This is a genomic window from uncultured Eubacterium sp., assembly GCF_934525195.1.
Taxonomy (GTDB): domain Bacteria; phylum Bacillota; class Clostridia; order Oscillospirales; family Acutalibacteraceae; genus Eubacterium_R.
Window position 1 is genome coordinate 302,901 of sequence record NZ_CAKSZA010000001.1, and the last position, 21,692, is coordinate 324,592.

Consider the following 21,692-nt stretch of genomic DNA (forward strand, 5'->3'; position numbering starts at 1 on the left):
AGTTTGTTATAGTATTACTTCTTCTTTTTGAAAAAGCCCTTAAACTTTGGTTCGTCGTCCTCGTCCTCATCGTCCTCAGGCGGAATCAAAGATATTGTTTGTGATTTGTCGTTATGTACATCCTCACGATTTACATTGAAATAATTTTCAAAAGGAAGTTGGTCACCCTCGTCAAAAAGAGAATCGTCATTTTCCATATCAGCATCCTCGCTGATTTCAGGAACGGAAGACTTATCAATCGGTGTTATCTCATTTTGAGAAAAAGCCTCAACAGCTTCCATTGGGTCAAGCGTTTCTTCTTCATCCTCTTCAAAATCCTCATCATCAGTTGTGATAACAGGCGGTTCACTCGACTCATTTTCAATAATACTGTTTACAACTTCATCAATGTTGTTTTCCAATTCTTCCTGCTCCGGTTTAACTTCTTCTTTTTCAACAGAAGCAGGAGTGCTAAAATCCGGTTTTTCAACTTTTACGTCGGAATCATCAAATTCCTTGTGTGGAATTTCAGGAATATTAATTTTCTCCGGAATTGCGCTTGAAAATTCCTTCACCTCGTCAACAAGGCTTGAAACGTCACCGTGAACATCCTCAACCTTTCTCTCGGCTGAATCGGTATCGGCTGAGCCTGTATCAAGTTTTGATGAATTGAGAACATCAAGTTGATCCGAATAAAGTTTTTTGAGATTTTCAACAAATGATTTTGCATCATTTTTAATTGTAGAAATCAAGATTTCGTACGCTTCCTTTTCAGCCTTTGACTTGCTGATAAGGTCGGTTGAAATCGCCTTTGCCTGTTCAAGAATATCCTGAGCAACAACCTTTGAAGAATTGATTGCCTCATTTGCCTTTGTTTGAGCAGTTGTGATAATCTCGTTTGCTTCATTTGTCTTGTTATTAATAAGGTTTGCCGAATAATCTCTCGCCTTTCTTACGATAGCCTCAGCCTCCGTGCTTGCAGTATCCATTTTCTGCTTAGCCTCTGCCTCGCTGTTTTCAATAAGAAGTGCCGCAGCATCCTTTGAATCTTTTTTTATCTTGTCTGCCATTTTTTGAGCAGTCACAAGAGCAGTTTTGATAGCGTCCTCCTCAGAACGATATTCCTCGATTTTGCTTGCCAAAACTTCAAGTTTGTGATAAAGTTCCTTGTTTTCGCGCTGATATGCCTCAATGGTGTTTGCAGCCTCGTTGAGAAGTTTGTCAACATCCTTTGTAACATATCCCGAAGCGGCAACAGCCAAATCGACATTTTTCAAATCCTTTGCACTAATCATCACATTGTACTCCTTTACATTGTAAACATTCCGTTATTTTCAAGCTCATCAATCAGATCGCCCATAACGTCTACATTATAAGGTGTGATGATGTAGGTTGAATTTGCAACTCTTTTTATCTGACCGTTGTTTGCATAAGCAACGCCGGATAAGAAATCCAAAAGTCGTCTTGCAACCTCGCGGTTTGCACTTTCAAGATTGAGCACAACTGTTCTTCTTGCATTAAGGTTGTCTGCAATAGATGCAGCCTCTTCAAATCCCTCAGGTTTTACAAGTACAACCTGAAGCTGTGCGGTGGTGTGAATATTAACCACCTTGTCGCTCTTTGAGTGTCTTGACGAACGCTCCGGCTTTTCCTCTCGCTCATATGCAGGCGGTTCAATATCTCTTTCACGTCTGCGCGGAGGCTTTACGAATTCTGCACTTTCTTCTGCGTATTCGTCAAAATCGTCCTCTTCGTCAGTCATAATATCCTTTATTTTATCAAACAATCCCATCTTTTCATCCCCTTGATTTTAAAAATATTTTCTCGCTCCGAAAATAGCAGAGCCAACTCTTACTATATTTGAACCCTCAAGTATAGCCGCCTCGTAATCGGCGCTCATACCCATAGAGAGAATTTGCATTTCAACGCCGCTTATGTTCTTTTCCTGAAGTTCAACAAACTTGTCGTGCATTTTTGCAAAATACTTTCTTGCTTCAGTTTCGTCACAAATAGGCGGTATGGTCATAAGACCTTTAATTTTAATATTGTCAAGTTCGGTTATCTGACAAAGAAGTTCCTCAAGTTTCTCAATATCGCAACCGCTCTTTGACTCCTCCTTGCCAATGTTAACTTCAACAAGAACATTTGCAACAGAATTTGCTTTTTTAAACTCCTTGCTGATTTCCTTTGCAAGTTTAATTGAATCAACCGATTCAATCATATCGACTCTGCCTGCAATATACTTTACCTTATTAGTTTGCAAATGACCTATAATGTGTTTTTCCACACCGTCAAGGTGAAGTGTTTCAAGCTTTGAGCAGTATTCCTGAACACGATTTTCGCCAATCAAATCTGCACCCAAATCAAGCACAGGATTGATGTATTCAGGCTCAACTGTTTTTGTAACGCACATAAGTCTGACATCATTTTCATTTCTGCCTGCTTTAACGGCAGTTTCCATAACATCATTTTTTATTCGCTTATAATTATCTATGCACGATTTTACGCGTTCTTCATCAAGTATAAACTTTTCCATCTTTTAAGTCCTTTCCTTGAGTAATAATTTTATCGTAAAGATGAATCGACTTTTCATTTGATTCATCATACTCTGCAAGAACATAATCGTCGTCGCTGTAAATGACATTCACTTCTCTGAACTTAACCTGACTTGCAATGAGAACATAAACACCTTTTTTGCCGTCAACAACGTGAAGTGCCTCACTTGGAACTTTAATTCCCTCATATGTGTTTCGTCTAATCTCAATTTCAGCCTTGCGAAGCTTTGCAATGTCGGCATCCATTTCATTTAGTTTAAGAACAAGCAACGTTTCTTTTTGACCAAGTGCAATTTCTGCACCGTTAACTATTTCAGCCTTAAATGCCTTGCTTGTGTCGTCCTTTAAAACTATATTTACATAATCGCCGTTTTCAAGATTTTTAACCGTATCGGCGCTGACAACAGTTTGAATATACCAAGTGTAGCTTGTGACAAGTTTTCCGATATTACTGCTTACATTTTGAGACTTATCAACCGCTTTCAATGCGGATTTAAACTCATCAACAGAAGTTTCCTCAACCTTGCTGTAATCAATCAAATTTTCATATCCATCCGTATAACTGCTGAATACGCCCGACTTATCGGTTTTGATATATCCGTCCGGTTTTGAATATGACTGATAGTTATTTCTTTGGTCTCGCAAGTTTTCGATAATTGACAACAAATCAACATCCTCGCCGATGATAAGCTGGCGTCGAACAAGAACAGAATCCAAATTCTCTGCGGTGTCGCCTATTCGATTTTTTGCCAAACCGTCTGCATAATTGATTACCTTTTGCTCAATGTCTGCATTGATGGTTTCAAGATCGGCAGACTGACCGACCGTTTGCGCTTCAAGAGTTTGATAATATTCAATCTGCTTTGAAAGCTCGGCATATTTGGAATAATTGGCAGCTGCCTTTGATGACGAAAACTGCATAGCAACATTGCCCTTTACATTGATTTTGTCGCCATCCTGAAAACAAGCAACGGTAACGCCTGACGGTGATTTTTCAACAACGCTTTCATCACGGACGAAAAGTGCCTCGCTGCTCACCTTGTCATACACTGTGCTTACGGTCGCGGTTTGCGTTTTAAGTTCGATATGAGTAACGCTGTAACACTGAATTGCAACAAACAAAACTATCAAAACAATAACAGAAATAATCAAGGCATTGCTTTTGTTTATATTATAGAATTGCTTTTTCATACCGAACTCCTTTCCTTTATTTCAAATGATTCTTGGCAAGGTCAACAGCTTTTTCCACAAGCTCATCCCTGCTCATCTCATCGGCATATAGCCAATTTATATTTTCATTTCGTCTAAACCACGTCAACTGTCTTTTGGCATAGCGACGGGTTTCTCTTTTTAATCTCTCGACTGCCTCGGCAAGATCTATGTTGCCGTCAATATACGGCTGAAGTTCCTTATGACCGATTGCCTGACGTGCGGTTAATCCCTGTTTGCCAAGCATTTGCCTAGCCTCATTTTCAAGTCCCGCATCAAGCATCAAATCAACACGCTTGTTTATTCTGTCGTAAAGTTTTTGTCTGTCCCGATAACCGATGCCGATATACAAAGCATCATACGGACTGTCGATAAGCATTGAATTTTCGTTTTGCTCGGTTTTCGACGTTCCCGACATACAAAGTTCCAGTGCTCTGATCACACGCTTGCGATTGTTCGGATGAATGCCCTGTGCCGATTTTGGGTCAAGTTCCAAAAGTTTTTCAAAAAGTTCATCATTGCTTTTTTCAGCAAGTTCATTTCTTATTTCGTAATTTGAGCCGACCTCGGAAAAGCTGATGTTTTTCACAAGGCTGTCAACAAAAAGTCCTGTACCTCCCGCAACAATCGGGACTCTGCCCCTTGCAGTGATTTCGTCAATCAGCACCTTTGCACGCTCAACAAAATCCGCAACCGAAAAGGTTTGGTCTGTGTCGAGAAATTCGACAAGATGATGCGTCACACCGTCCTGCTCCTCTTTGGTGGCAACTGCGGTTGCAATAGGCATATTCTTGTACACCTGCATTGAATCGGCAGAAATGATTTCGCCGTCAACCGCCTTTGCAAGCTTCACCGCCAAATCGGTTTTGCCCGAAGCGGTTGCACCGACAACACAAATTATCTTTGTTTTTTCCATTACTGTATCCTGCCGAACTGTTTTTCTATGTCGTATTTTGACAGCTTAATCATAACGGGTCTGCCGTGAGGACAATATCTGATGTTTGGATTTGCAAGCAATTTCTTGACAAACAGTTCCATCTCATACGGTGAAGTCCTGTCCCCTGCTTTGACAGCCGCCCTGCACGATGTCGAATGGAATATCCAATCCATCTGTTCGGGTGTTATATCTGTTTTGCCGTCAAGGAGTTTTGCCGCAGTTTCCTCAACCAATCCGCTGACATCCTCGCCGTCCAAAATTGACGGACATTCACGAACCAAAACTGTTGAATTGCCAAAATCCTCAATTGCAAATCCGCATTTTGAATACAAATCAAGATTTGAAAGAACAGCGTTGTATTCCTCTCTTGAAAGTCTTACCGCAACGGGTGACAACAAAACCTGCGATACAATTTCGGTTGAAGCCTTGAGCGCTTCAAAATTCATTCGTTCATGTGCGGCGTGCTTGTCTATCATATAGCAATCGCCGTCCATTTCGATGATGATATATGTTTTAAAAATCTCGCCGACAAGTCTGAAGTCAGGCACTTCTGCGCTTTCAGCTTTTTCCTGCTTTGGCAAAGGCTTCGGCTGTTCCTGTGTTTCAGGCTCGTTGTTTGCCTGCTGCACTTCTGTTTTGGCAGGCTGAGTGAATTTGCTCAAATCGAGTTTTGAAGTTGTGGTTGATTCCTCAACATAATTCTGTGCTTCCTCGCTTTTCGGCGATTTGTCACGAACGATATCGGGAGCTGCAACCCTCCAAAAATCATCAGGATTACTCTCCTGCTTAAACTGCATTTGCGTCGGCGTTTCTTCCTTTGGCTTAAAGAAATCAATTTTGCCATTGACAGTTGTTTGTGTAGGTCGAGGTGCTGAAAAATGTGCTTCCTTTGGAGTGTCGAGCATTTCAATAGCGTTTTTCACTCCGTAATACACAAGTTCAAACACCGGCTTTTCGTTGGCAAATCTAACCTCGATTTTTGCCGGGTGAACATTAACATCAACGAATGACGAATTGCATTCAATGTTGAGCACACAGCCGGGAAATCTGCCAACCATAATAGAATTGCGATAAGCCTGTTCGAGTGCCGCCATAGCGGTTTGCGATTTTACAAGTCGGGAATTGATGAAGAAAAACTGCATTCCACGACTTTTGCGTGACATTGACGGCTTTGTGACAAAACCGCTCACACGCATATTGTTAATCTCGTAATCAACAGGAATGAGCGAATTTGCAAATTCTCTGCCGAACACGGAATAAATTGTGCTTTTTAAATCTCCGTTGCCCGAAGTGACAAGTGTTTGCTTGCCGTCACGAATAAACCTAAACGAAATTTCGGGATGGCTGACGGCAATTCGCTCAACCACGCCTGCAACCGCATTAGCCTCGGTGACATCCTTTTTTAAGAACTTCATTCTCGCCGGAGTGTTGAAAAAAATATCCGCAACAACAATCGTTGTGCCCACAGGACAGCCGGCATCCGAAAAATCAAGTTCCTGACCGCCTGCAATTTCATACCTTGTGCCGATTTCCTCATCAGGTGTTCTGGTGAGGAGTTGAACCTTGGCAACGGCAGAAATCGAAGCCATTGCTTCCCCTCTGAAACCAAGTGTTCCGATTTTGTCCAAATCGTCGCTGACCTTAATCTTGGAGGTTGCGTGAGAGATAAAAACTTTTTTTACCTCGCTTCGTGCAATACCACAGCCGTCATCGGTTATACGGATATAAGTTGAACCGCCGTTTTTGATTTCGACAGTAATATTTTTTGCACCTGCGTCAACGGAATTTTCAATCATTTCCTTAACGACTGAGGACGGACGCTCAACAACCTCGCCTGCTGCAATAAGCTGATATACTTCCTTTGGCAATATATTAATTTGAGGCATTTCGTCACATCCTTTCGGTACAATATTTTAGCCCATAATTTCCTCTGCTTTTTTCTTGAGGTCGTAGAGGGTTTGCATTGCTTCAATCGGTGTCAGAGTGTTGACATCTGTCGCCTTGAGAAGTTCAAGTATTTCATCGGTGGATTTTGCCTTGAAGTTGAACTGAATTTCATCATCAGTCGGTTCTTCCTCGACAGCCTCCTCCGCCTTAAAATCAATTTCAATTTTGTTCGCTTCAAGCTCTTTGAGGATTGCCTTTGCTCGCTTTGTGACCGCCGACGGAACACCTGCAAGCTTTGCAACCTCGATACCGAAGCTTTGGTCTGCACCGCCGTGAACAATTCTGCGAAGAAAAGTGATGTCATCTCCACGCTTCTTGACGGCGATTGAATAGTTGTTTACGCCCTTTAGCATACCCTCCATAGCGGTAAGTTCGTGATAGTGGGTTGCAAAAAGTGTTTTTGCTCCGATTTTTTTCACCACATATTCAAGCACGGCTCTCGCTATGCTCATACCGTCAAAGGTTGATGTGCCTCTGCCGATTTCGTCAAGGATGATGAGTGATTTATCGGTAGCGTTCTTCAGGATTGTTGACACCTCGTTCATTTCCACCATAAAGGTTGACTGACCGGTTGCCAAGTCGTCCGAAGCACCGACTCTTGTGAATATTGCGTCGCAGACAGAAACTTTTGCGCTCCTTGCCGGAACAAAAGAGCCAATCTGTGCCAAAAGGACAATAAGAGCGGTTTGACGCATATATGTTGATTTACCTGCCATATTAGGACCGGTAATTATTGAGCATTTGTTAGTTTTGCAATCAAGGAGTGTGTCGTTCGGAACAAACGGCGAATCGGTGAGCAAAGCCTCAACAACAGGATGTCTGCCGTCCTTGATTTCGAGCGTGCCATCCGTTGTAATCTGCGGACAGCAGTAATTGTTTTTGGTAGCTATCTCGGCAAGAGAAGCGACCGTGTCAAGAGTTGCAAGAGCCTTTGCGGTTCGTTGAATTCTCTCAACCTCGCCTGCAACCGTTGTTCTGACGGCACAGAAAGTTTCGTATTCAAGGGCAACGCATCTGTCCTTTGCTCCGAGAACTTTGCCCTCAAGGTCTTTAAGTTCCTGAGTGATATATCTTTCACAGTTTGTTAGAGTTTGTTTTCTTATGTAGGTTTCGGGAACAAGGTGCTTGTACGAATTTGTAACTTCAATGAAGTAGCCGAAAACCTTGTTGTAGGAAACCTTGAGTTTTGGAATTCCCGTTGCTTCCTTTTCCCTGTTTTCAATTTCTGCAAGAACGGAAGCACCGCCCTGCATAATTGTGTGAAGTTCGTCAATTTCGGCATTATATCCGTCCCTAATCATTCCGCCCTCTCGCATAGAAAACGGAGGCTCATCAACGATTGATGAATTGATAAGTTCGTAGACGTCCTGCAAAGTGTCGATATTATTATAAATCGACTTGAGCAACGCCGAATTTGCATTTTGCAAAAGTTCCTTGAGTGCCGGCAATTTTTCAACCGTTGCACAAAGAGAACGGAGTTCCTTTGCATTCGCCGTGCCATATGCGATACGGCTCATAAGTCTTTCAATATCATTAACTCCTGTGAGAAGTTCCTTGACCTCATCACGAAGCATCGGCTCGTCAACAAGTTCGCCGACAGCATTCTGTCGTTTGCTGATTTGCGACACGCTGATGAGCGGTCTTTCAATCCAAGAGCGAAGCATTCTTTTGCCCATTGCGGTTTTTGTGTTGTCAATAACCCACAAAAGTGAGTGGCGCTTGTCCCCTGTCATCATTGAACGGGTGAGTTCAAGATTTCGTCTTGCACTAATGTCAAGGTTCATAAACTCGGTTTCTTCGTAAAACTCAATCTCTGACGGTGCTTCAAGCTCATCGGTCTTTCTGTTTTCACGAAGATAGGCGATTACCGCACCGAGTGCAGAAACCGCAGGCTTGCTTTTGCCGAGTCCGAGCGAATCAATTTTTTCCTTGTTCATTGTTTGCAAAATGAGATTTGTTGCGTTATCAAAATCAAAGCAACTGTCATCAAGAACTTCAAGTTCTATATCAAGCCTTGACTTAACAAACTTTGCAACCTCATCAAATTCATTTGCAAGTGAATTCACCAAAATTTCCTTTGGTGCATAGGTAGAAAGCTGATTGTTGATTTTTTCCTGTTCATCGGTTCTGCCGATTGAAGTGATGTGGAATTCGCCCGTTGACACATCAACAAAGCAAACGCCCGTTTCGTTGTCGCCCTTGCACAGAGCACAAAGATAATTGTTCACCCCGTCATCAAGAATATTGTTTTCAATAACCGTGCCGGGAGTGATGACTCTTACGACATCTCTTTTGACAAGTCCCTTTGCCTTTGCAGGGTCCTCGGTCTGCTCGCAAATTGCAACCTTGTAGCCGTAAGAAACAAGCTTTGCAATGTAGCTGTCGGACGAATGGAACGGCACACCGCACATCGGTGCACGCTCGCCCTGACCGCAATCCTTGCCTGTGAGAACAAGGTCAAGAACCTTTGACGCAATCTTTGCATCGTCAAAAAACATCTCGTAAAAATCACCCAGACGGAAAAACAAAATAACGCCCGGATAATTCTTTTTTATTTCAAAATACTGTGCCATCATCGGGGATAGCTTTTGTTCCTTTGCCATTTTGTTCACCGTCCTTACGCAATTTTTGAATCAGTAGTTTTTAGAATAAACTAATTAGTGGCAACCGCCGCATGTGCAGCAGTCGTGTGTGCAATCGCTTGCAGGGATTTCGCATGTTGCAGGGTCTTGTCCGTCAAAGAACAAACCGATCATCTGGCTGATGTACTGTGCCATTTCTTCCATCTTTGCAGCAGCTTCTGAATACTTCTTCATATTCTCGCCGTCCATAACTTTTGTGTAAAGGTCCTGATATTCCTTTTGGAGTTCTGCGATTCTGTCCTGAGAAGCTTCTTCACCCTTTTCAGCCTCTTGCTGATACTTGAGAGTGATGAGTTGCATCTCCTGCATTTGCTGCTGAAGTGCCTCGTCTGCATCGTTTGCCTTTGCTGCAACTTGAAGTGCCTCAAATCTTGGGTCAGCCTGAATTTCCTTGCCAAGTTCTCTAAGTGCTGATTCTAAACTCATATTTAATTCCTTTCTAATTCACCCAACATAACATAGGTGAGCGGCTCTGTTACTTTTATTTTTTGGAAGGTTCCGATGAGCCCCTCGTCACCAACAAATTCTATAATCAAATTGCCGTCTGTTCTTGCGGCAAGATAATTATCACCTTGCTTGCCTTTTCCGTACACAAAGCATTTAAAAACCTTGCCTTTGTGAAGTGCCATTTGCTCGCCCGATATTCTCTCCTGCAAAGCAAGAAGTTCACGCATCCACTTTGACTTTTCCTCATAAGGGACAGGGTCTTCCATTTCTGCGGCAGGTGTGCCTTTACGCGGCGAATAGATAAAGGTGAAAAGGCTTGTTGCCTTTATCTCTTCAACGAGCGACTTTGTGTCGCAAAATTCTTCATAGGTTTCACCCGGGAAGCCTACGATAATATCGCTTGTGATTGACAGTTCGTCACCCATAAGTTCCTTGGCATAGTTGATAAGCGACAAATACTTCTCTCTTGTATACGACCTGTTCATAGCCTTGAGCACTCTGTCATTTCCGCTTTGGAACGGCAAATGCAAATGAGTTGCAACCTTGTCGCACTCTGCCATAGTTTCGATAAGTTCTTTTGTGCAGTCCTTTGGGTGAGAAGTCATAAATCGAATTCTGAAATCGCCGTCAAGTTCATTGAGCATACGCAAAAGTTCCGAAAAAGAAACCTTTGGTTCTAAATCCTTGCCGTAAGAATTTACATTTTGACCGAGGAGAGTAATTTCCTTATACCCCTCGTCAACAAGACTCTTGAACTCGGCAACAACATCCTTGACCTCTCGGCTGCGCTCTCTGCCTCGAACATAAGGCACGATGCAGTACGAACAAAAATTGTTGCATCCGTACATAATCGGAATCCATGCCTTTTTGTCATTGTCACGCTTTACGGGAATTCCCTCGGCTATAACACCGTCAACATTGGGAAGTTCAAACACTCTCCTGTTTTTTGTAAGTGCAGAATAAATGAGTTCGGGCACTTTATAAACAACGTGTGTTCCGAAAACCAAATCAACAAACGGAAATGATTTTTTGATTTTTTCTGCAATGTGTTGCTGTTGCATCATACAACCGCAAAGTGCGATTACAACATCGGGATTGGCAAGCTTATACTTTTTCAAAGCTCCGACATTGCCAAACACTCTGTCCTCTGCGTGTTCTCTGACAGCGCAGGTGTTGAAAATAATCAACTTTGCCTGTGTGCGTTCTTCCGTAAAGCCATAGCCCATAGCTTCAAGCATACCCTTGATATGCTCGCTGTCCGCAACATTTTGCTGACAACCGTAGGTGACTACGCATGCAAGAGGCTTTGACGAATATCTTTTTGAGGTAAGTTCATTCACCTTGTGGGCAAACTGCTTTTGCACCTCTAATTCTTCGTCCGATACTTTTTTGATATTTGCAGGCATAGTTGCACCTCCTTGCGATAATAGGAAGTATGAAAATGCACTTTTGCATATTAATCCATACTATTTGTTATTATAACAAAAGGCAGGCTATTATTCAATAATAAATTTATAAAATAATATAAAAATTATATATAAAGAAATAAGAGATATTTTATATAACTTGCACATTGATTTTTAATGCCGTCAATGGTAAAATTAACAGGACTGAAAACAAGACAAAAGGTGAAAATTATGCTAAAAAAACGAGGAGCGGGAGTACTGCTCCATTTAAGTTCAATGCCGTCACAATACGGAGTCGGGGTTTTGGACGAAAACGCAAAACATTTTGTTGACAGAATAGCTGATATGGGATTCACATATTGGCAGGTTTTGCCGTTCAATCCGACCGACAATGCAAATTCTCCGTACTGTTCTCCGTCGGCATTTGCAGGAAATTACATATACATAAACCCACAGGGGCTGAAAGATATGGGGCTTATTTCCGACGAGGACATAAGCGAAAACATCTATGACGGCACTCCGTACACCGCCGCCTATGAATTTGCCCTCGAAAAGCGACTTGCAACGCTCAAAAAAGCATTTTTGAATGTCGGCGAAGAACTTGCATCGGACATCAAGCAGTTTGAAATTGACAATCCGTGGCTCACCGATTACGCTGTGTTTATGGCGGTTAAGGAGCAGGAAAACTTCAAGCCGTGGTGGGAATGGTCAAGCGAACACGCACATTATTTTGAATGCATCAAAAAGATTTACGACTACGAAGAAAGTGCCGCATTTTGGAAATTTGTGCAGTATATTTTCTACAAGCAGTGGGCGGAAATCAAAAAATATGCCAACAAAAAAGGCATTGCGGTTATCGGTGATATGCCAATATATGTTGCTATGGACAGCGTTGATGTTTGGTCAAATCTGCCGATGTTTTTGATTGACGAAAAAACTTTGAAAGCTGAAAAAGTTGCGGGAGTTCCGCCTGATTATTTCAGCGAGGACGGTCAACTTTGGGGCAACCCGATATACGATTGGGAGGCTATGAAAAAGGACGGCTACTGCTGGTGGCTGTCACGACTTGAGCACAATCTAAAAATTTACGACACCGTGAGAATTGACCATTTCAGAGCATTTGCGTCATATTGGGAGATACCTGCCGACAGCGAAACCGCAAAGGTCGGCGAATGGACAGACGGTCCAAAAATGGACTTCTTTGACAAGGTGTTTGAACGATTCGGCAAAGACGCACCTATCATTGCAGAGGACTTAGGCGTGTTCGGCGAAGATGTTGTGGATCTCCTGAAAGACACGGATTTTCCGGGTATGAAAGTGGTTCAATTCGGCTTTGACCCAAATTCCGATTCGTCACACATGCCGCATAACGCAGGTCAAAACAGCATAAATTATGTAGGTACTCACGACAATAACACAATTCTCGGTTGGCTGTGGGAAGCAAGCGAGGAAGAACGCCGATTTGCACTTGATTACTGCCATTTCAAGGGTGATAATTGGGGCGAGGGCGGATACCAAAGTGCCTCTTGCCGTGCAATTATTGAGGCAGTATGGCAGAGTGCGTCAAATGTTGCAATCATTGCACTTCAGGATATGTGCGGTTTCGGTTCGGACGCAAGAATGAACATTCCCGGCGTGCCCGAAAAAAACTGGAGATTCCGCACAACAAGGGAAACAATCGACAGCATTGACACCGACTACTTCAAGCACATCAATTCCCTTTACCGCAGAATGTATCCTGTGTTTGACAAAAAACAATAATCACACAAAATCAAAAACCGTCTTGGATTGGAGCACCAATTCAAAACGGTTTTGTTTTTTATTTGATTTAGCAAATAATCAAGGCTTAATCCTTGATTACACAAAGTTTAACTGCCTTTGGTTCAACCTTAAATTCAAGCTCGGAATAATTAAAGTTTTCGCCGTCACAGTTGCCTATAAGCGGAGAACCGTCCTCCATATAAACCTTGCCTGATTTTATGTAGTAATTTGTGCAAACGCTGTCGGTATTTTCATTGAGAGTACCGCTTGAATACTTAGGTATCAACTTAAGAGCCTTTGCAAGCGAAACACCGTTGACAAGGCACACATCAAGAAGTCCGTCATCAAGCACCGAATTCGGCGCAGGACAAAAGCTTCCTCCGTACCAGCTTGCGTTGCAAATAGCCATAAGAGCATAGTCCTTGTTGCTTTGCTCAACGGTAAATTCACTGCCTGTAGCCTTGTCAATGCAATTGAGTTTATACGAAATTGTGTAATGAATAGGCTTTGCGATAATTGGCGCAACAGCGACTTTGTAAGCATGATGTCCCAAAAACGGTGCTTTTGCGGCAATTTTTCTGCCCATAGTTTCAACAAGAGTGTCAAGACCAAATGACAAAACATTCACGCCTTTTTCGCCGTTATAATCAATAATATCAATAGGTTTTATGTCATATTTAATCTTGCCGTTGTAAAGACCGAACGACTTAATAACATTTTCCACATTGATGTTTTTGGTATCATAAATTTTCTTTGCAAAGTCATTGCCCATACCAAGAGGCAAGACCATCATAGGGGTGTCTGTCCCGGCAAGACCGTTGACAACCTCGTGCACGGTGCCGTCACCGCCACAGGTCACAATGACACAGTCCGCACCGTATTGTTTTGCATATTCGGCGCTGATAATTTTAGCGTCACCACGCTTGTGAGTTTCCTCAATAATTATATCGTCATCAATTTGACGGAATGCGGACTTGATTCTGTAAAACAACTTTTTCTTGTTATCATTTCCTGCAATAGGATTAACTACAAAAACATACTTCATCTGACATTGCCCCTTTCATCAGCACCGAAGTGTTATATTACCTGTGTACCGCCAACAGGACGAATAATGAGAACATGGCAACTGCCCTCTCCGAATACGCCCTCGATTGTTTTCTTGTATACATCAAGCATATCGTTTGGAACAAAAGCCTGAATTGTGCCTGCAAATCCACCGCCGTGAACTCTCCAAGCGCCTTTTCCGTCAAGGAGTTCCTTGCTGATTGCAAGAGCCAAAGAAAGTTTTTGCTCAGTTGGATTTTTTGGTGTGTAAACATTTTGATTGAGCATAAATGATGAACGACCCGAATCAATAATAACCTGCTTAAAGCCCTCAAAATCGTTGTTTTCAAGACATCCAACAGCTTTTTCGACTCTCTTGTTTTCGTTGAAAAAGTGGATTGCACGGAGAATTGCACGGTCGTTTACTCTGCCTGTAAGTTCAGGAAGTGCGGCAAAGAATTCCTCATAAGAAACCTCACGCAGAACATTCTTGCCGAGTGCCTGTGCAACAGATTCCATCTCTGCTCTTACTGCGGCATAATCATCTGTCAAATCAGAATGGTTGCCGTGAGTGTCAACTATGCAAAGCGAATGTCCCGATTTTGAGAAATCAAAATCAATTTTCTTAATAACAGGGTCTTTTGTTGATTTAAAGTCGATTGTAACAAATGTTCCGACTGATGACGCCATCTGATCAAGAAGTCCGCAAGGCTTGCCAAAGAATACATTTTCGCTGTACTGTGCAACCTTTGCAATCTCAACAGGGCTGATTTTTCCATCGTTGAACATAAATGACAAAACAGAGCCCAAAAGCACCTCAAACGCTGCTGATGATGAAAGACCCGAACCGCCCATAACATCACTTGTTGTGCAAGCGTCAAAGCCGGCAACTGTGTAGCCAAGGTTCTTGATTGTTGCAGCAACACCCTGTACAAGAGTTGTTGATGAACCGAAATTAGCCTCGTTAGGCACAAGGTCATTGAGGTCAACAACATTCATCTTGTGACCCTTTGATTTTACTCTGATGATGTTATCATCGTTTTTAGAAACAACTGCGATAGCATCCAAATTGATTGAAGCGGCAAGGACTTTGCCGTTGTTGTGGTCGGTATGGTTACCGCAAACTTCGGTTCTGCCCGGAGCGGACATAATGTTTACTTCTCTGTCATATCCAAAAAGCTCGCCAAAATCGTTGAGTGTTTCAACATAACGGGGTTTTTGTTCCTCAACAGCCTTGTCGGTAACATAAACCGCCTTTAAATTTTCATCATAAGTACCGTCATTAATAGCGGCAATGAGTTCGTTAACGTTCATAATTAAAATTCCTCTTTTAAATTTTATAATACTATTTTATATTTATCCTTTTCGCTGTAAATCAGCAGAGTTTGGGTCATCTGTCGTGATCTTACGCCATAAAAGATATTAAATATCAATGTTGAAAATCCGCTGAATGCAACAATAATCATAAGTGTTGTTATGAAAGTTACGGAGAACGGATTTGTATAGGATGTTCCGAGCTTTGTGTAAATAAACAATCTCGGAGCAAATCCAAGCATACTCAAAAGCGAATAATAAACAAAATCATATCGCATTGAGCCATAATATTTTGACACCATACCAACAGGGATAATCGGCACAAGTCGGGTTACGGCAAGCACATACGGATTACCATTGCCTTTAAAATGAATCCAATCCCTGACAAATCGCAGATTGTCAATATTCAAAATCATACCTGTCCATCCGCCGCCGAGGAAAGTGCCCTCAACGTACTTTACCGTGAAGAAAAAGAAGATGAACACGGCGTTGAGCGCAAGTGCGGGACCGAGCGGAAAAACCATACCCGATATGACGCACAATGCCGACAGCGGAATAGCCAGCTGACATTTTGCAATATACAAAGCAAAAATGCACAATATAATCTCCCCGGGAGTTTCAAGCCTTGCAATGGCATCGTCTATTCGTTTAAGAATATTGATAATCACCTCAAACCTCTGTTCAAGACTTTCGTGCTCATAAAGAGCAACGCCCAAAAGAACAAGAGCGGTAAGAGTCACGGCAAGTATCAAAAACGATGTGAAACCCGTGCGGTGACGCTTTGTTTGTTTCATCAAATCATACCAATACTTTGTTATTTTCCCTCGTAATAATTACCAAGGAATGAAAACTCGGGCAATTCATCGGACAGAGCACAAAGCAAATCAAGAGTTTGTGCATCACGAACCGAGCCCAATATGTCAACATAAAAATAATAGTCAAATTTTCCGTTTGCAACAGGTCGTGATTCAAGTTTTGTAAGGTTAAGACCTGTCATAGAAAATCTGCCAAGCACTCTGTAAAGCGAACCTGTGCGGTGCGGAGCGGAGAAAATAAGCGAAATCTTTTCTGCATCCTCATCTATAACAAGTTCCTTTGAAATCACAATAAAGCGAGTGGTGTTGTTAGTTACATTTTGAATACCCTTGCGGATAATCTTCAAGCCGTATTTTTTTGCGGCAGATTCGCTGCAAATTGCGGCGATATTATTCTTTTCGCTTTCAGACACAAATTTTGCCGCAGCAGCTGTATTGCTGAAAGTAATCCCCGTAAAATCAAAATTTTTCAGGAAAATATTGCACTGACTGAGTGCCTGAGTGTGAGAATAAACATTCTCGATATCTTCAAATTTTACTCCCGGCTTTGCACAAAGGCAATGGTCAACCCTTAAATCATATGCACCAACAATGAAAAACTTGTACTTCATAATCAAATCATACGATTCGTGCACAGAACCGGCAGTTGAGTTTTCAACAGGAATGATTCCGAAGCGTGCTTTGTTTTGGTTAACAGCCTCAAAAACATCCTCAAATTGCTTGTGGAAATCAATCGGAGAATCGGGAAAGAGCGCCTTTGCAGCCTCTCCGCTGTATGCACCTTGAACGCCCTGACACGCAATCGGTTCGCCGTTTGCGGTGAGATTTTTTCCGCATTCGGCATTGCCAATCAAATTGCGAAGTTCCTCACCACCGCCGATAATTTTGTGCTGAAGTGCTCTTGAAGCGTCCATAATAGCCGAAAAAACCGTCTTTATAACTTCGCCTTGTTCACCGCACTTTGATGCAACATCATCAAGAATTTCAAGTTCCCTTTGTTCATTAAGCACAGGAATTCCGTTTTGCACCTTATATTCGGCAACCTGACGTGAAATATCCATTCTTTTTAGCAAAAGAGGAATCAATTCATCATCCAATTTATCAATTTCGTTTCGTAGTTCCAACAAATCCATTAAAACTTTTTCCTCGTTACATCATTAAATCAAGCAGACCGATTGCAACCGCAGCCTCAACAACAGGTACTGCGCGAGGCACAATGCAAGGGTCGTGTCTGCCCTTAATCTCCAACTCGACATTTTCCATAGTTTGAAGATTTACGCTTCTTTGCTTTGAAGCTATTGACGGAGTCGGCTTGATTGCAACCGACACCACAATGGGTGCGCCGTCGGTCATTCCGCCCAAAACACCGCCGTTATTATTTGAAAGAGTGGCAACCTTGCCGTCTTTCATCTCGTATTCATCATTAACCTGTGATGCGTTTTTATCGGCAAAATCAAATCCCAAGCCAAACTGAACGCCCTTGACCGCAGGAATTCCAAACAGAATTGACGCAAGTTTGCTTTCAACCGTGTCAAAAATATTTCCGCCGACACCGACAGGAAGTCCGACAGCGAAACACTCGACAACACCGCCGACGCTGTCAAGGTTAAGTCTTGCCTTTTCGACCTCCGCACGCATTTTTTCTTCAACGCTCTCATCAACAACCGAAAACGTCATTGACGAAAGTTTGTTGAGCATATCAACACTTATATCGTTATAATCAACCGCAGAGTCGCAAACCGAACCGATTTGCCTGATATGAGCACCGACGGTAATTCCCTTTTGTGCAAGAATTTGTTTTGCAACAGCACCCGCAAAAACAATCGGTGCGGTAAGTCTGCCGCTAAAATGCCCTCCACCACGAACATCATTGAAGCCGTTGTATTTTACAAAAGCAGGATAATCGCTGTGGCTCGGACGAGGAACGGTCATTAAATTTGAATAATCACCGCTCTTTGTGTTTGTGTTTTCAATTATCATAGCAAGCGGAGCGCCTGTCGTTTTGCCGTCAAGAACGCCCGACAAAATATGCGGAATATCCTTTTCAAGCCTCGGAGTTGCGGTTTTGTCCTTACCCGGAGCACGGCGTGACATATCCCTGTATATAGCCTCCGTATCAAGCTTTACGCCTGACGGAAGTCCGTCAATAACGCAACCTATCGCCTCACCGTGACTTTCTCCAAACACGGATATTTTGATGTTATCACCTATCGATGAAGACATTTACATTACCTCCAATGCTGTTGAAATCATTGAAAAAGTCAGGATAAGACTTGTTTATGCTCTGTGCATCATCAATGGTGGAAAGCCCGTCAACGCCTGTTGCGGCAACTGTCATTGCCATAACAATTCTGTGGTCGTTAAAGCCTTTCATATTTGCAGAATGAAGGTGTCCGCCGACAATTTCCATTCCGTCATCGGTTTCTGTGATATCCGCACCCATTTTCTTTAGATTATACAAAATACTTTTTATTCTGTCAGACTCCTTATATCTAAGCCTTTGAGCACCTTTGATTACGGTTTTACCGTCTGCATAAGCACCTGCAACCGCAAGTGACGGAACCATATCGGGAATATTGGTTGCGTCAATTTCAATGCCTTGAAGCTGTGATTTTCTGACAACAATGCCGTCATCACAAGCGCTTATATCTGCACCGAATCGCTTTAAAATATCAAGAATACCCTTGTCGCCCTGCACACTTTTGTCATCAAGTTCTGTCAGCGTAACATCTCCGAAAAGTGCACCTGCAACCATAAAGAAAGCCGCCTGCGACCAATCCGCTTCAACCTTGTAATCTCGTTTTTGATAGACTTGATTGCCCGAAATAAAATATGAATTTCCTCGTTCCTCAACCTTAATGCCAAAATCAGACATAACCTTGACGGTCATATCAACATAAGGTTTTGATTGAAGCTCGGTTGTGAGGACAATTTCGCTGTCCCCGTCAAGAATAGGCAACGCAAGAAGAAGCCCCGTAATATACTGCGAGCTGACATCTCCCGCAATTTCAAACCTACCGGGAGTGAGTTGACCGCTGATTGTAAGCGGCAAAGTACCTGTGCAATCACACTTCACACCGTGTTCGGGGAGCAACTGAAGATATTCTCCGATCGGGCGCTCGGGAAGCTTGCCTCTGCCTACAAAAGTGACCTTTTTACCAAGTGCGGCAGCAACAGGAATCATAAAGCGAAGTGTCGAACCTGATTCAATGCAATCTGCAATCGGCTTGCCTTTGTTAAGTGCCGATATAACGCCCAAGGTCGCCTTCATATCGTTAGAATCTATAAGCGGCGACACAGTTCCTCCCCCTGCCAAAAAAGCGCAAATAAGGGCTCTGTGAGCGGCGGATTTTGACGGAGGAACCTGGACGGTTCCGCTGATATTCGATTTTTGTATCTTTGCTAATCTCATTGCTTTACTCCAAAAAACTTTGGTATATCGTCGTTCTTGATTTTTTGTGTAAATGATTCGCCTATTTTGCTCAAGAGAACAAAATTGATAGAGTCTGCCGTGCGTTTTTTGTCCGCATTCATACAGGATATAATGTCCTGCAACGTGTGGCTGTCTTCTGTCATCAAGCTGTATTTTTTGAGCACATTTGCAATTCTTATCGATGTGCCCTTTTCTGTAATTCCGTTTTCCTCGCCGGCTTTGGTAATCATCACCATACCGATTCCCACCGCCTCGCCGTGAGAAATCGTTGTAAATCCGTGGAGTTTTTCAATAGCGTGACCTGCGGTGTGACCGAAGTTGAGGAGTGCACGTTCGCCGTGTTCCTTTTCGTCACGCTCAACCACGCCAGCTTTTATGCCAACACATTCAAAAATAATATCGTCGATTATCTCTCTTGCATTTTGCTTTTCGGTCTTTTCAAACAAAGATGCTGATTTTATGCACCCTGTCTTGATAACTTCCGCCATACCGTCTGAAAAGAAGTGCGGAGTGAGTGTGTCAAGCGTGTTAGGGTCAATCAGCACCAAAATCGGCTGATGAAACGCTCCGCACAAATTCTTGCCCTGTGGCAAATCAACCGCAGTTTTACCGCCCACCGAAGAGTCAACCTGTGCAAGAAGCGATGTCGGAATTTGAACAAAATCAATTCCTCTGAGATAAATCGAAGCCGCAAAGCCTGCCATATCTCCGCACACACCGCCACCGAGAGCAACAACAAGGTCGCTTCTGGTCAAGCCGTTTTGTGCCATATATTCAACCATCGAGATAACCGTTGCAGTTGTTTTTGATTCCTCACCCGCTTCATAAACATAGGTGAAAACCTCATATCCAACCGCCTTGAGTTGTTCCTCAACAGTGTTGCCGTAAATCTTGTATACATTGGTGTCGCTTACCAAACAGACCTTGGAAGCTTTTGACACCTCTTTGATAAATTTTCCGCAAGAGGAGATAATGCCTTTTTCAATAAATATATTATACCCTTTGCCAACCTTAACGCTAAGTTCTCTCATCATCCGATTTCTTCCTTAATCTTGTTTGCCCTGTTCATCAAATCTTTAAGCGCAGGTGAATCTTCGTTGACAATGTTGTACTTAAACTGCATAAGGTTCGACACAAGGTCGTCAATTTCCCTGACAAGCGCTTCCTTGTTGTCAATGAAAAGGTCTGCCCACATATCCGCATTAATTCGAGCAACGCGGGAAACATCACGGTATGAGCCGGCGGAATATCCGGCATGTGACGGTGCAAGCGGAGAAAGAACATAGGAGCACGCAAGCACGTGAGCAATCTGCGATGTAAACGCAATCATTTCGTCGTGATGCTCGGGTGTTGTAACAACCGTTCTTGCAAAGCCCATACCCTGAGCAAGACCGACGAGTGCGTCAATCTTGTTGCGAGGTGTGCCGTCAACAGGCGTAACAATGAAACTTGCCTTGTCGTACAAAGTGTCAAGGCTGTTGTCGTAGCCGCCAACCTCTCTGCCTGCCATCGGATGTGCACCGATAAAATAAAAATCGAGTTTTTCCTGTTCTAAAGCACGGCATATTTTTGATTTGATACCGCAAGAATCGGATACAATGCTGTCTTTTTTGAAGCTGTTTTTGTGTTCCAAAATAAACGGCACAATAGCTTCGGGATAAAAATTAACAAAGGTGATGTCGGCTTCTGCCATGAGAGAGTCAATATCGCCCGTTCTGTCAATAACGCCGTCACGCAACGCCTTTTCGGTAACGGATGATGTTCTGTTCCATCCAAGGACTGTGTGATCGGTATTCTTTTTTAAGGTCTTTGCCAAACTGGCACCGATAAGACCTAAACCGCAAATTAAAATATTCATTCTGTTTTCCTACCGATACATAAATATACATATTAATTTTAACTTATATATCACTCAATGTCAAATTATATACATAGAATGTAATAAATTGTTAACAAAAGCACAATCTGTTTGTGATTGTTTTCAAATGGTGACATTTTTTCACCGCTTGTTGACAAAAATCGTAAAGTCAAATACTGCAGTCGCAGATTTCATAGATTTTGTCCTTTTAACCACTAAAATCGTTAATCCCCTCAGTCGCACATAAAATACAACCGTTCCCCTAACCATTATGGGAGCCTGACTTATATTCCTCTCCTTGAAGCACGGTCTGTGCCGAGTGCAACGAGGCGGTGAGGTTATACA

Annotated in this window: 18 protein-coding genes; 1 reads left to right on the forward strand and 17 read right to left on the reverse strand. The window is 42.7% G+C overall.

Going from position 1 to position 21,692, the window contains the following annotated elements; translation table 11 throughout:
• Positions 1-14 precede the first annotated feature (14 nt).
• From Q0E03_RS01420 to miaB, 9 genes are read right to left on the reverse strand one after another with little or no spacing between them, the layout of a single operon-like run.
• Positions 15-1,274: a DivIVA domain-containing protein gene (locus Q0E03_RS01420; protein WP_297128547.1), complete on the reverse strand. Its 1,260-nt coding sequence runs from the start codon at positions 1,272-1,274 to the stop codon at positions 15-17.
• Positions 1,275-1,288: 14 nt separating this feature from the next.
• On the reverse strand, positions 1,289-1,771 hold the full coding sequence (locus Q0E03_RS01425) for a cell division protein SepF (RefSeq protein WP_297128549.1): 483 nt from the start codon (positions 1,769-1,771) through the stop codon (positions 1,289-1,291).
• A gap of 18 nt (positions 1,772-1,789) precedes the next feature.
• Entirely contained in the window at positions 1,790-2,515 is a 726-nt protein-coding gene (locus Q0E03_RS01430) for a YggS family pyridoxal phosphate-dependent enzyme (protein ID WP_297128552.1), read from the reverse strand.
• On the reverse strand, positions 2,496-3,725 hold the full coding sequence (locus Q0E03_RS01435; RefSeq protein WP_297128555.1) for an HlyD family efflux transporter periplasmic adaptor subunit: 1,230 nt from the start codon (positions 3,723-3,725) through the stop codon (positions 2,496-2,498). Before Q0E03_RS01435 ends, Q0E03_RS01430 begins: the two co-directional genes overlap by 20 nt.
• Before the next feature lie 16 nt (positions 3,726-3,741).
• Positions 3,742-4,659, reverse strand: coding sequence for a tRNA (adenosine(37)-N6)-dimethylallyltransferase MiaA (gene miaA, locus Q0E03_RS01440; protein ID WP_297128558.1), 918 nt, complete (start codon positions 4,657-4,659; stop codon positions 3,742-3,744).
• Positions 4,659-6,566: a DNA mismatch repair endonuclease MutL gene (gene mutL / locus Q0E03_RS01445; protein ID WP_297128559.1), complete on the reverse strand. Its 1,908-nt coding sequence runs from the start codon at positions 6,564-6,566 to the stop codon at positions 4,659-4,661. Before mutL ends, miaA begins: the two co-directional genes overlap by 1 nt.
• A 27-nt stretch (positions 6,567-6,593) precedes the next feature.
• Complete coding sequence (mutS, locus tag Q0E03_RS01450) at positions 6,594-9,230, reverse strand: DNA mismatch repair protein MutS (RefSeq protein WP_297128562.1); 2,637 nt, start codon at positions 9,228-9,230, stop codon at positions 6,594-6,596.
• A 54-nt stretch (positions 9,231-9,284) separates the two neighbouring features.
• A complete protein-coding gene (locus tag Q0E03_RS01455; protein WP_297128565.1) occupies positions 9,285-9,695 on the reverse strand; it encodes a YlbF family regulator in 411 nt (136 codons plus the stop codon).
• Positions 9,696-9,697: 2 nt separating this feature from the next.
• Complete coding sequence (gene miaB, locus Q0E03_RS01460; protein ID WP_297128568.1) at positions 9,698-11,122, reverse strand: tRNA (N6-isopentenyl adenosine(37)-C2)-methylthiotransferase MiaB; 1,425 nt, start codon at positions 11,120-11,122, stop codon at positions 9,698-9,700.
• Positions 11,123-11,299: 177 nt separating this feature from the next.
• On the opposite strand from miaB, the gene malQ reads away from it, so the two are divergent.
• On the forward strand, positions 11,300-12,883 hold the full coding sequence (malQ, locus tag Q0E03_RS01465) for a 4-alpha-glucanotransferase (protein ID WP_297128571.1): 1,584 nt from the start codon (positions 11,300-11,302) through the stop codon (positions 12,881-12,883).
• An 85-nt stretch (positions 12,884-12,968) separates the two neighbouring features.
• Here the strand turns inward: malQ and Q0E03_RS01470 are convergent, their stop codons facing one another.
• The 8 genes from Q0E03_RS01470 to Q0E03_RS01505 are packed head-to-tail and all read right to left on the reverse strand — an operon-like array spanning position 12,969 to position 21,347.
• Complete coding sequence (locus Q0E03_RS01470; RefSeq protein ID WP_297128573.1) at positions 12,969-13,928, reverse strand: diacylglycerol kinase family protein; 960 nt, start codon at positions 13,926-13,928, stop codon at positions 12,969-12,971.
• A 32-nt stretch (positions 13,929-13,960) separates the two neighbouring features.
• On the reverse strand, positions 13,961-15,241 hold the full coding sequence (locus Q0E03_RS01475) for a galactokinase family protein (protein WP_297128575.1): 1,281 nt from the start codon (positions 15,239-15,241) through the stop codon (positions 13,961-13,963).
• A 23-nt stretch (positions 15,242-15,264) separates the two neighbouring features.
• The gene (locus Q0E03_RS01480; protein WP_297128577.1) at positions 15,265-16,035 is read right to left on the reverse strand and encodes a hypothetical protein; all 771 of its coding nucleotides are present in this window, start codon (positions 16,033-16,035) and stop codon (positions 15,265-15,267) included.
• Positions 16,036-16,055: 20 nt separating this feature from the next.
• Entirely contained in the window at positions 16,056-17,189 is a 1,134-nt protein-coding gene (locus Q0E03_RS01485; protein ID WP_297128580.1) for a bifunctional chorismate mutase/prephenate dehydratase, read from the reverse strand.
• Between the two features lie 16 nt (positions 17,190-17,205).
• Positions 17,206-18,279 (reverse strand): chorismate synthase, encoded by a 1,074-nt coding sequence (gene aroC / locus Q0E03_RS01490; RefSeq protein ID WP_297128583.1) that lies wholly within the window; start codon positions 18,277-18,279, stop codon positions 17,206-17,208.
• Entirely contained in the window at positions 18,260-19,468 is a 1,209-nt protein-coding gene (aroA, locus tag Q0E03_RS01495) for a 3-phosphoshikimate 1-carboxyvinyltransferase (RefSeq protein ID WP_297128586.1), read from the reverse strand. Before aroA ends, aroC begins: the two co-directional genes overlap by 20 nt.
• The gene (gene aroB, locus Q0E03_RS01500) at positions 19,465-20,520 is read right to left on the reverse strand and encodes a 3-dehydroquinate synthase (RefSeq protein ID WP_297128887.1); all 1,056 of its coding nucleotides are present in this window, start codon (positions 20,518-20,520) and stop codon (positions 19,465-19,467) included. Before aroB ends, aroA begins: the two co-directional genes overlap by 4 nt.
• A complete protein-coding gene (locus Q0E03_RS01505) occupies positions 20,520-21,347 on the reverse strand; it encodes a prephenate dehydrogenase (RefSeq protein WP_297128589.1) in 828 nt (275 codons plus the stop codon). Before Q0E03_RS01505 ends, aroB begins: the two co-directional genes overlap by 1 nt.
• Positions 21,348-21,692: the final 345 nt, after the last annotated feature.